Raw genomic sequence first — 10,791 nt, 5'->3', positions numbered from 1 at the left:
CCTGCCGGTCCAGTTCGGTCTTGCAGACGGTCTCCGCCCGGTCGGCCAGCTCACGTCCGCGCGGTGTCAAGACCCGGTCGAAAGGAATGGCGGGAAGCGCTTCGCGGAGTGCGGCGACGATGTAGGCCGTGTAGCTGATCGCCGCGGCGGGCACGGGCCGCGCAGGCAGGTCAGGACCGGCCTCCAGCACCACCCGTTCCATGTTTGCCGGCGTCCCGGTGGCCACCACGCCTCGGTAGTCCAGGCCAGCGCCGGCGGTCAGCCGGGTGGCCCACCAGGCACTGTTGATCGCCGCACCACCGCCCTGGGATTGGCCGACGATCGCCCACTTTGGCGAAAGCGGCAGGTCCATCTGGTGGACGGCCCGCACGGAGTCGATCACCGAGTGCGCCTCGGTGACACTGTTGAGATAGCTCATCAGTCCCGGGGTGCCCAGGCCGGCGTAGTCGGTGCCGACCACCACGTAGCCCTGATCGAGCCAGTGCGACAGGTACTCGTCGTCGCGGGCACTGCGGGGCCGAGCCGACGGGGTGCAGTCGTCGCCGAGGCCGACGGTGCCGTGCGCCCACGCGATCACCGGCCATCCGCCGGGCGGGGGCGCCCCGTGCGGCACGAAGACCGCCGCCGTGCTCACCGCAGGCCGGTCGTGCTGGTCTTGAGTGGCGTACAGGATTCGAAAGGCCGTGGCGGCACCGGTCACCGACAGGTCCGGGTCCAGCGGCACCGAGGTGATCAGGGTCCCGTCGGCGGGAATGGGGCCGGCGTAGCCGCGGGCGTCCAGTCCCGACCACTGCGGTGCCGGTGCGGCGGCAGCCGGCGCGGCCAGTACCAGGGCGGCCAGCCCCGCCGACAGCAACGCGGTGTGGACAGGGGGTCTCACTTGTTCAATCCGAGGAAGGTGAACGGTTCGGCGACTTCGAAATCCGTCGATGTCTCGCCGGCGAAGATATTGCTGTCGTCGGAGCCCAGGTCCAGCTTGCGCACCGGGGCGCCTTCGCCGAAGTCGAGTTTGCTCAGGTCCACCCAGAACACGTTGGGGGTCAGCGCTGATTCGAAGAAGTACAACTTACGGGTGTGGTGCGCGACGGTGCGCCACCGGGTGGAGGAGATGTTGGGCTCGTCGGGCGTAGAGATGCCGAAGGGCACCGACACGTTGCGCACGACACTGAGCACCGAGGCCAGAGCGACCTTCAAGTCCTCGGATTTCGGTATCGCGTTGACGTAGAACGAGGCCCGCGCGAATCGATCCGCCGCCCGGTTGGTTCCCGGCAGCATGACCGTGCCGCCCAGCTGCTCCCAATAGGAGTTGACCGCAAGCTGTTGGTCGAAGATCGGCGAGTTCGTCATCACCTGGTACTGGCGGCCGTGGTGGATCACCTGCTTGCCGTCAACGTATTCCACGATCGCACTGTCGCCTGTGGCATCCGACAGCGACAGATGCAGGGTGGCCAGTCGGTCTTCGCCGGGCACGCCGTCGGTGACCACCTCGAACGGCTCCGCGCGCAGCGCTTCGACGGCCTCGGCCACGGTGGCGAAGTTGTCCAGTGCGTACTGGGCCCAGACGGAGATGCACAGCCCGGGGCGGCTGCCGTCGTAGGTGGGGTACACCGACTCAGCCAGCCAGAGCAGGTTCGCCGACAAGCCGGCTTCGTTGAGTCCGTCGGTGGTGCAGATGTCGTAGCCGGTGGCCACCACGCTGCCGTACTTGGCGGTCCATTCGATCGAGTTGGCCCCGGCTCGGCCGTCACGTTTCACGCCACGCGGCAACGACCACAGGTTGGTCGCCAAATCCAGCTTCCAGTCCATCGACCGACCGGTGATGATGTTGCCATTGGGACCCAGGTAAACCAGACGAGTGCACATGCCGCTACCGTACGGGCTTCAGATGACCTCGGCCTGCAACCGGTGAAGATGCTGTGCCGGCAGGCCGAGGAGCTGCGAACTTCCGTGCGCGCGTTTGAAGTACAGCTGAATGTCGCTTTCCCAGGTGATCGCGATGCCGCCGTGCAGCTGAACGGCTTCCCCGGCCACCTTGGTGAACGCCTCGCTGGCGACCACGCGTGCCAGCGCCGCCGAAGTCGGCGACGGTTCGGCGATCGCGTCATCGACCACGGCGCGGGCCGCCGACACCGCCACGTACAGGTCGGCCATCCGGTGCTTGAGCGCCTGGAAGCTGCCGATCGGCCGGCCGAACTGCACCCGGCTTTTGGTGTACTCCACGGTCAGCGCCAGGCAGCGGTCCGCTGCGCCGATCTGCTCGGCGGCCAGCAGGATCGCCGCGTAGTCCGCGATACCGGGGTCGTCGCCGATGTCCGTGGCCGCGGTGGGGGTGATCCGCCCCAGTCGGCGGGTGGGGTCCATGGTGGCCACCGGCTCGGCGTCGAAGCCGGTCCAGCGCTCCAGCCGGCCGTTGCGGGCACCCACGACGATATCGGCGATGTCACCGTTGGCGGCGTAGCCGTCGTCGAACACGACCGCGCCGATCGCGCCGCCCTCGGCGAGTCGCTCCAGCGTTTCGGCGTCGGGTTCGGGGGCCGCCAGCAGCGCCAGCTCGGCCAGGATGGTGCCCAGCAGCGGGGTGGGCACCAGTGCCTTGCCCAGCTCCTCGAGAACCACTGCGGCGTCGCCCAGTTCGCCGCCCGCACCGCCGAGCTCCTCGGGCACCACCAGAGCAGCGGCGCCGACCTGCTCGCACAGCAGCTGCCACAAGGTCTCGTCGTAGCCGCGCTCGGAGTCCATCGCCACCCGGACCGCCTCAGGTGTGGCGTGCTTGTCGACCAGTGCGGCCACGGTCTGGCGCAGCAGGTCGCGTTCGTCGTTACGGGCCACTTAGATCGCCTCCAACACTCGCCGCCGGTGAGCGGTCGGGTTACCCCATGCGGGGCGCAGGGCCTGCACCCGCAGCAGCCACAGCGACAGATCGCATTCGCTGGTGAAGCCGATGGCGCCGTGGGTCTGCAGCGCCGAATGCGCGGCCAGCAGCGCCGCGTCGGACGCGGCCACCTTCGCGGCGCTGACATCGCGGGCGGTGTCGGCAGAGTCGTCAGCCAACGACAAGGCCGCCCCGTACACCAGCGGCCGGGCCAGCTCGAGCGCGATGTGCACGTCGGCCAGCTTGTGCTTGATGGCCTGGTAGCCGCCGATCACCCGACCGAACTGGGTGCGCTGCTTGGCATAGTCGACGGCCGTGTTCAGCATCGCCTGACCGGCCCCGATGAGCTGTGCGGCAGTGGCCAGGGCACCTATCTCGTAGGCGCGGGAGGTGTCGGCGTCCCAGGTCGTTCCGGTCGCGGCGACCTCGAAGAGGCCGCGGCTGGGGTCCACCGAGGCGTGGCGGGCGCCGGCCTGCGCCGTGCCGGCCTGGCCGTCCCCGGCCAGCAGGACCAGGTCGGCGGCCTGGGCGTCGACGGCCCGGGGGGCGTGCGGCGGCAGCGCCACGGTGGCGACCAGCTCGCCGGCGGCAAGCCCGGCCAGTTGCGAACCGGCATCAGGCGAGCCGGCGAGCAGCAGCGGCGCCACCGCAATGGACTCCACCACCGGCCCGGGCACGCACCAGCGGCCGAGTGCCTCGACGGCCAGCACCAGGTCGACGGGGTGGGCGCCGATGCCGTCGAACTCCTCCGGAACCGCCAGTGCGGTAACGCCGAGCTCGGTCAGCTGATTCCACACCCGGCGGCCCGGCTCGGTGTCACCCTGCGACCAGGCGCGCACCGCGCCGGGAACGTCGGCGGCGCCCAGGGCGGCATCGATGCTGGCCGCAAAGTCGCGCTGTTCTTGGTCTAGATCGAATTTCATTTCTTCTCCCGGGGCAGGCCCAGCAGCCGCTCGGCGATGATATTGCGCTGAATCTCGTTGGTGCCGGCGTAGATCGGCCCGCCGAGCGAGAACAGGTAACCGTGGGTCCAGGCGTCGGCGAGCTCCCCGTCGGCGCCGCGGATGTCCAGGCCGGTCTGATGCAGCGCGACGTCGAGATCGGACCAGAACACCTTGGTCACCGACGATTCCGCACCCAGCTCACCGCCGGCTGCCAGCCGGGTCACGGTGCCGAATGTCTGCAACCGATAGGCCTGGGCCTTGATCCATGCGTCGGCGACGCGGTCGGTGAACACCGGATCGCTGCCGTGCTCTCGCCACATTGCCGCCAGCTTTTCCGCGCCCACCAGGAACCGGGCGGGGCTGCGCAGGCTCATGCCGCGTTCGTTGCTCGATGTGCTCATCGCGGCGCGCCAGCCTTCGTTCGGCACACCGATCACGTCGTTGTCGGGGACGAAGACGTCGTCGAAGAAGATCTCGCCGAAGCCGGTCTCGCCGCCGAGCTGTTCGATGGCGCGCACGGTGATCCCGTCGGCCTTCAGGTCGAACATGAAGTAGGTCAGGCCGTGATGGCGCTGGGCCTCCGGATCGGAGCGGAACAGCCCGAAGCCGCGCTCGCCGAACGGGGCGCGCGAGCTCCAGATCTTCTGCCCGTTGAGCTTCCAGCCGCCGTCGACCTTGGTCGCCGTCGAGCGCAGGGACGCCAGGTCGCTGCCGGACTCCGGCTCCGACCAGGCCTGCGCCCAGATCTCCTCGCCGCTGGCCATCTTCGGCAGCACCCGATCCAGCTGCTCCTGGGTGCCGTGCGCGAACAGGGTCGGCGCCAGCATCGAGGTGCCGTTGGCGCTGGCGCGCCCCGGTGCGCCGGCGCGGAAGTACTCCTCCTCGTAGACCACCCACTGCAGCAGGGTGGCGTCACGGCCACCGTATTTCTTCGGCCACGCGATCACCGACAGGCCGGCGTCGAAAAGCACCTTGTCCCAGCGACGGTGCTGCTCGAAACCCTCCGCGGTGTCGTAGGACTCAGTGGGGAACTTGTCGGAGTTCGCGGCCAGGAAGTCGCGCACCTCGGCGCGGAAGGCCTCGGTCTCGTCATCGAAATTCAGGTCCATCAGGCCCACTCTCTCAACTCATGCTTGACCACCTTGCCGCCGGGATTGCGCGGTAGGGAGTCGGTGAAGGTCACCGATCTCGGTGCCTTGAAGTTCGCCAAATGCTCACGGGCGTATGCGATCACTGCGGTTTCATCCAGGGTCGAGGCGGGTCGGCGCACGATGAAGGCACGGCCCACTTCGCCGAGCCGGTCATCGGGTACGCCGATCACCGCGACGTCGGCAACGCCGTCGAGGCGAGCCAGCACCTGTTCGATCTCGGCGGGGTAGACGTTGAATCCGCCGCAGATGTACATGTCCTTGAGTCGGTCGGTGATCCGCAGGTTTCCGGCGGCATCCACGGTCCCGATGTCGCCGGTGTGCAACCAGCCGTCCGCGTCGATCGCCGCGGCGGTCGCCTGCGGGTCGTCGAGGTAGCCGAGCATGATGTTGGAGCTGCGCAGCAGGACTTCGCCGGAATCCGCATCGCCGCCGGTGTCCAGCCGCAGCTCGAAGTCGCCGATCGGCCGCCCGCAGGTGGTCGCGACGGTGACGGCGTCGTCGTCGGCGCGGCACATGGTCGCGAAGCCACCGGACTCGGTCAGTCCGTAGGCGGTCAGCACGATGTCGATGTCGAGTTCGGTCTGCATGCGCTCGATCAGCACAACGGGGACGGTGGCCGCGCCGGTGACCGCGAACCGCAACGAACTCAGGTCGTAGCGGTCGCGGTCGGGGTGATCGAGCAGCGTCTGGTAGATGGTGGGGGGCCCGGGCAGCACCGTGATGCGATGTTCTTCGATGGCGCGCAGCGCGCCGGCCGCATCGAAGGTGACCTGCGGTATCAAGGTCGCTCCGGTCTGCAGGCAGGCCAGGATGCCGGCCTTATAGCCGAAGTTGTGAAAGAACGGATTGATGCACAGGTAGCGGTCCTGCGCGGTCATCTGGCCGCACGCCGCCCAGGCCGCCGGGCCGGCCAGCGATTGCCGGTGTGCGCAGAGCACGCCTTTGCTGCGACCGGTGGTGCCGGAGGTGAACAGGATGTCGGAGAGGTCGTCGGGGCGAACGGCGGCGGCACGGGCATCGATGTCGGCGCCAGAAACACCGTCGCCCGCGGCGATGAATTCGTCCCAGGTGCCGTCTGCGGCCTCGACGGGCACGCGGACGACGTGTTGCAGTGCGGGCAGCTGGCCGCGGTCCAGTTCGGCGAGGCGGTCGGACTTGAGGAATCGGCCCATGCCCACCAAGACCTTGGCTTCGCTGCGGACCAGGATGTCGGTCGCTTCGGCGGCGGTGTAGCGCGTGTTGAGCGGAACCAGCACACCGCCGGCGTAGTGGATGCCCAGGCAGGCGACCACCCAGTGCCAGGTGTTCGGCGACCACAGTGCGACCCGGTCGCCGGGCGCCACGCCGAGGGCGATCAGGGCCGCGGCGGCCCGCCGCACCTCGTCGCGCAGGGCGGCGTAGGTGAAACGGTGGTCCTCGGTGACCAGGGCGTCATGGTCGGGAAGCGCACGGGCGATGTGGTCCAGGGCCGCAGGTGTGGTCTGCGGTTGGGTACTCATAGGCGCTGCTCCTCCCCGTCGCTGAACTCTGTATTGCCGCCAGCGCGGGCTCCCTGGGCTCGACGGCTCGTAGCCGAGCAAGTGCTTGGTAGGTTAGCCTACAGGGGTGCAAGCAGTCGAGGAGTTCCGGGCTGAGGTCCGTGCATGGCTGGCCGACAACCTGGTCGGGGAATTCGCCGAGCTCAAGGGCCTCGGGGGTCCGGGGCGCGAGCATGAGGCGTTCGAGGAGCGGATGGCGTGGAACCGCCATCTGGCCGACGCCGGCCTGACCTGCCTGGGCTGGCCGGTGGAACACGGCGGGCGCGGCCTGTCGGTGGCACATCGGGTGGCGTTCTACGAGGAGTACGCCCGCGCCGACGCCCCCGACAAGGTCAACCACCTCGGCGAAGAGCTGCTGGGGCCGACCCTCATCGCCTTCGGCACACCCGAGCAGCAGCAACGCTTCCTGCCCGGCATTCGCAACGTCACCGAGCTGTGGTGCCAGGGTTACTCCGAACCGGGCGCCGGCAGCGATCTGGCGAACGTGGCCACCACCGCAGTCCTCGACGGGGACCAGTGGGTGATCAACGGCCAGAAGGTGTGGACGTCACTGGCGCACCTGTCGCAGTGGTGCTTCGTGGTGGCCCGCACCGAGAAGGGCTCCAAGCGGCACAACGGGCTGTCCTATCTGCTGGTGCCGCTGGACCAGCCCGGGGTCGAGGTCCGGCCGATTGTGCAGCTCACCGGTACCTCGGAGTTCAACGAGGTGTTCTTCGACGACGCGCGCACCGACGCCGATCTGGTGGTCGGTGAGCCCGGCGACGGCTGGAAAGTGGCGATGGGCACCCTCACCTTCGAGCGGGGCGTGTCGACGCTGGGGCAGCAGATCCGTTACGCGCGGGAACTTTCCGCGCTCGCCGAGCTCGCGCAGCGCAACGGCGCCGCCGAGGATCCGTTGATCCGTGAGCGGCTGACCAGGTCCTGGGTGGGCTTGCGGTCCATGCGCTCCTACGCGATGGCCACCATGGACGTGGAGCAGCCGGGCCAAGACAACGTCTCGAAGTTGTTGTGGGCCAACTGGCACCGCGATCTCGGTGAACTCGCCATGGACGTGATCGGGCGCGACTCGATGGTCCTGCGCGACGGCGAGTTCGACGAATGGCAGCGGCTCTACCTGTTCACCCGCAGCGACACCATCTACGGCGGGTCGAACGAGATTCAGCGCAACATCATCGCCGAGCGTGTTCTCGGCCTACCCCGGGAGGCAAAGGGATGAGCGCCACTTCGGATCTGTCCAAGGCGCCGCAGGAGATCGGCGGGCACGATCTGCTGGTGGGCAAGACGGTCCTGGTGACCGCTGCCGCCGGCACGGGCATCGGCTCCACCACCGCGCGCCGGGCGCTGCTGGAAGGCGCCGACGTGGTGGTCTCGGACTACCACGAGCGCCGGCTTTCCGAGACCCGCGACGAACTGGCCGCCCTGGGCCTGGGCCGCGTCGAGGCGGTGGTCTGTGACGTCACCTCCACCGCCGCGGTGGACGCGCTGTTCGACGAGGCCGTGGCGAAGATGGGCCGGCTCGACGTGCTGGTCAACAACGCCGGGCTCGGCGGACAGACCCCGGTGATCGACATGACCGACGACGAGTGGGACCGCGTGCTCAACGTGACGCTGACCTCGGTGATGCGGGCCACTCGGGCGGCGCTGCGCTACTTCCGCGGTGTCTCCCACGGCGGGGGGATCGTCAACAACGCCAGCGTATTGGGCTGGCGCGCCCAGCATTCCCAGTCGCACTATGCAGCGGCCAAGGCCGGCGTGATGGCTCTGACCCGGTGCAGCGCGATCGAGGCGGTCGAGTACGGGGTGCGGATCAACGCCGTCTCGCCGTCCATCGCGCGGCACAAGTTCCTGGAGAAGACCAGCTCGGCCGAGCTGCTGGACCGGCTCGCCGGCGACGAGGCGTTCGGTCGCGCCGCTGAGCCGTGGGAGATCGCCACCACCATCGCGTTCTTGGCCAGCGACTACTCCAGTTACCTGACCGGCGAGGTCATCTCGGTTTCCAGCCAGCGCGCCTGATGCCATGACGCGCCGGGACGAACTCTTGAATCTGGCGGCGGAGATGATCGCCGAGCGTGGCCTGCGTGCCACGACTGTGCGCGACATCGCCGACGCCGCCGGGATCTTGTCCGGGAGTCTGTATCACCACTTCTCCTCCAAGGAGGAGATGGTCGACGAGGTGCTGCGCGACTTTCTGGACTGGTTGTTCGCCCGCTATCAGCAGATCATCGATCACGAAAGCGATCCCCTGGAGCGGCTCAAGGGATTGTTCCTGGCGTCGTTCGACGCGATCGAGCATCGGCACGCCCAAGTCGTGATCTACCAGGACGAGGCCAAACGGCTGTCGTCTCACGAGCGGTTCTCCTACGTCGACGAACGCAACCGCCAGCAACGTAAGATGTGGCTTGACGTGCTGCAGCAGGGCATTGAAGCGGGATGTTTCCGGCCCGACCTCGACGTCGACCTGGTTTACCGCTTCATTCGTGACACCACCTGGGTATCGGTGCGCTGGTACCAACCGGGTGGACCGCTGACCGCCGCGGAAGTCGGCAGGCAATACCTCGCCATCGTGCTGGGTGGAATCACCAAAGAAGGAGTCTGAAAATGGCCGCTCAAGTATCGCAGGCGTACGTCATCGACGCCGTGCGCACCGCCGTCGGCAAGCGTAACGGGTCGCTGGCTGGTATTCACCCTATTGACTTGGGCGCGTTGGCGTTTCGCGGTCTGCTGGACCGCGTCGGCGTCGACCCGGCTGCGGTCGACGATGTGATCACCGGCTGCGTGGACGCCATCGGCGGCCAGGCCGGCAACATCGGCCGGCTGGCCTGGTTGGCGGCGGGCTACCCCGAAGGGGTCCCCGGGGTCACGGTGGACCGGCAATGCGGTTCGTCTCAGCAGGCCATCTCGTTCGGCGCGCAGGCGATCATGTCGCGCACCGCGGACCTGATCGTCGCCGGTGGCGTGCAGAACATGAGCTGGATTCCGATCTCGTCGGCCATGGTCGTCGGTGAGCAGTTCGGCTTCACCTCCCCGACCAATGAGTCGAAGAAGTGGCTGGAGCGCTATGGCGACGAAGAGGTCTCGCAGTTCCGGGGCGCCGAGATGATCGCGGAGCGTTGGGACATCTCCCGCGAGGACATGGAGCGCTTCGCGCTGCAGAGTCACCAGCGGGCGTTCACCGCGATCGCCGAGGGTCGTTTCGACAACGAGATCATCGACGTCGACGGTTTCCGGGTGGACGAGTGCCCGCGCGAGTCCACCCTGGAGAAGATGGCCTCGCTCAAGCCGCTGGTCGAGGGCGGCCGGCTCACCGCGGCGGTCTCCAGCCAGATCTGTGACGGATCGGCTGCGGTGCTGCTGGCGTCGGAAAGCGCAGTGCAGACCCACAACCTGACTCCCCGCGCCCGCATCCATCACATCAGCGCCCGCGGCGATGACCCGGTGATCATGCTGACCGGCCCGATTCCGGCCACCCGCTACGCCCTGGAGAAGACCGGTCTGAGCATCGACGACATCGACGTCGTCGAGATCAACGAGGCGTTTGCCCCGGTGGTGCAGGCCTGGATGAAGGAGTTCCCGATCGACCCGGCGAAGGTTAACCCCAACGGCGGGGCTATCTCGCTGGGCCACCCGCTGGGCGCCACCGGCGCGAAGCTGTTCACCACCATGCTCAACGAACTCGAACGCACCGGCGGCCGGTACGGCCTGCAGACCATGTGCGAAGGCGGCGGCACCGCCAACGTCACGATCATCGAGCGGCTTGGCAGCTGACGGCGGTGCTGCCGGTGCCTGCCGGCAGCACAGTCCGGGCCGGTTGGCTTAGCCCACCAGCCCGGAGATGATGTCGTCGACCGTGCGTTGCGCCAGCGCGTCCAGGTCGGGGCGGGGGGCGCCGTGCAGCGGTCCGCGCAGGGCCAACTCGGCGAACCCATGCACCGCCGACCAGCACGGCCATTCCGCGCCCATGCGCCGCTGGGGTGACAGCACACCGGTGTCGGCCAATGCGTCGAGTGCCTCGACCAGCGCCCGAAACGGCGGTGGGACTTGGCCGTCGCCTATTGAGCTGACGCCTGAGCCGAAGAAGGCCACCGTGAACCACCCCGGCTCGTCCAGGGCGAATCCGATGTAGCCGAGCCCGACCGCGCGCAGCTGGTTACGCGCCCGGGTCTGCGGGGTACCTCGGCCGGTTGCCGGTGGGCTCATCCGTGCGGCCATGCGGTCCCAGATGGCGACGGCCACCGCTCTCAACAGTTCCTCCCGGTCGGCGAAGTGGCGGTAGGCGGCATTGGGGG

The 10,791-nt window shown here is 68.4% G+C and carries 11 protein-coding genes; 4 read left to right on the top strand and 7 right to left on the bottom strand.

The genetic code is table 11. The features are described 5' to 3' along the window. The 6 genes from LI92_RS16950 to fadD3 all read right to left on the bottom strand — a co-directional run. Positions 1–856: alpha/beta hydrolase family protein (locus LI92_RS16950; protein WP_286135160.1), on the bottom strand; the 856-nt coding region annotated here is incomplete at its 3' end. Positions 857–876: 20 nt separating this feature from the next. Beyond that, positions 877–1,863, bottom strand: coding sequence for a linear amide C-N hydrolase (locus LI92_RS16945; RefSeq protein WP_046320843.1), 987 nt, complete (start codon positions 1,861–1,863; stop codon positions 877–879). An 18-nt stretch (positions 1,864–1,881) separates the two neighbouring features. Continuing rightward, entirely contained in the window at positions 1,882–2,829 is a 948-nt protein-coding gene (gene ipdE2, locus LI92_RS16940) for an acyl-CoA dehydrogenase IpdE2 (protein ID WP_046320842.1), read from the bottom strand. Next, the gene (locus LI92_RS16935) at positions 2,830–3,795 is read right to left on the bottom strand and encodes an acyl-CoA dehydrogenase family protein (protein WP_046320840.1); all 966 of its coding nucleotides are present in this window, start codon (positions 3,793–3,795) and stop codon (positions 2,830–2,832) included. After that, complete coding sequence (locus tag LI92_RS16930) at positions 3,792–4,925, bottom strand: acyl-CoA dehydrogenase family protein (RefSeq protein ID WP_046320844.1); 1,134 nt, start codon at positions 4,923–4,925, stop codon at positions 3,792–3,794. Before LI92_RS16930 ends, LI92_RS16935 begins: the two co-directional genes overlap by 4 nt. Continuing rightward, complete coding sequence (gene fadD3, locus LI92_RS16925; protein WP_046320839.1) at positions 4,925–6,466, bottom strand: 3-((3aS,4S,7aS)-7a-methyl-1,5-dioxo-octahydro-1H-inden-4-yl)propanoate--CoA ligase FadD3; 1,542 nt, start codon at positions 6,464–6,466, stop codon at positions 4,925–4,927. Before fadD3 ends, LI92_RS16930 begins: the two co-directional genes overlap by 1 nt. Before the next feature lie 106 nt (positions 6,467–6,572). On the opposite strand from fadD3, the gene ipdE1 reads away from it, so the two are divergent. Genes ipdE1 through fadA6 form a run of 4 tightly spaced genes read left to right on the top strand, consistent with a single transcriptional unit; the run spans position 6,573 to position 10,270 of the window. After that, the gene (gene ipdE1, locus LI92_RS16920; protein ID WP_046320837.1) at positions 6,573–7,721 is read left to right on the top strand and encodes an acyl-CoA dehydrogenase IpdE1; all 1,149 of its coding nucleotides are present in this window, start codon (positions 6,573–6,575) and stop codon (positions 7,719–7,721) included. Continuing rightward, on the top strand, positions 7,718–8,518 hold the full coding sequence (gene ipdF / locus LI92_RS16915; protein WP_046320836.1) for a (5R,7aS)-5-hydroxy-7a-methyl-1-oxo-2,3,5,6,7,7a-hexahydro-1H-indene-carboxyl-CoA reductase: 801 nt from the start codon (positions 7,718–7,720) through the stop codon (positions 8,516–8,518). The genes ipdE1 and ipdF overlap by 4 nt, the downstream gene beginning before the upstream one ends. Before the next feature lie 4 nt (positions 8,519–8,522). Continuing rightward, a complete protein-coding gene (kstR2, locus tag LI92_RS16910; RefSeq protein WP_046320835.1) occupies positions 8,523–9,101 on the top strand; it encodes a TetR family transcriptional regulator KstR2 in 579 nt (192 codons plus the stop codon). 2 nt (positions 9,102–9,103) lie between these two features. After that, positions 9,104–10,270 (top strand): steroid 3-ketoacyl-CoA thiolase FadA6, encoded by a 1,167-nt coding sequence (gene fadA6 / locus LI92_RS16905; RefSeq protein WP_046320834.1) that lies wholly within the window; start codon positions 9,104–9,106, stop codon positions 10,268–10,270. Between the two features lie 48 nt (positions 10,271–10,318). Here fadA6 and LI92_RS16900 read toward each other — a convergent pair. Then, positions 10,319–10,791 (bottom strand): TetR-like C-terminal domain-containing protein (locus LI92_RS16900; RefSeq protein ID WP_046320833.1); only part of this gene is annotated, 473 nt, incomplete at its 5' end.

The sequence above is a fragment of the Mycobacterium sp. UM_Kg1 genome (assembly GCF_000972925.1).
Classification (GTDB): Bacteria; Actinomycetota; Actinomycetes; order Mycobacteriales; family Mycobacteriaceae; genus Mycobacterium; species Mycobacterium hiberniae.
The sequence above is the reverse complement of the archived record's forward strand: the minus strand, read 5'-3'. Positions and strand labels throughout refer to the sequence as shown.

Bases quoted from the DNA above. Each gene is read 5' to 3' on its own strand.
- LI92_RS16945 (WP_046320843.1), bottom strand. From the start codon at position 1,863: ATGTGCACTCGTCTGGTTTACCTGGGTCCCAATGGCAACATCATCACC.
- LI92_RS16935 (WP_046320840.1), bottom strand. From the start codon at position 3,795: ATGAAATTCGATCTAGACCAAGAACAGCGCGACTTTGCGGCCAGCATC.
- LI92_RS16930 (WP_046320844.1), bottom strand. From the start codon at position 4,925: ATGGACCTGAATTTCGATGACGAGACCGAGGCCTTCCGCGCCGAGGTG.
- fadD3 (WP_046320839.1), bottom strand. From the start codon at position 6,466: ATGAGTACCCAACCGCAGACCACACCTGCGGCCCTGGACCACATCGCC.
- ipdF (WP_046320836.1), top strand. From the start codon at position 7,718: ATGAGCGCCACTTCGGATCTGTCCAAGGCGCCGCAGGAGATCGGCGGG.
- kstR2 (WP_046320835.1), top strand. From the start codon at position 8,523: ATGACGCGCCGGGACGAACTCTTGAATCTGGCGGCGGAGATGATCGCC.
- fadA6 (WP_046320834.1), top strand. From the start codon at position 9,104: ATGGCCGCTCAAGTATCGCAGGCGTACGTCATCGACGCCGTGCGCACC.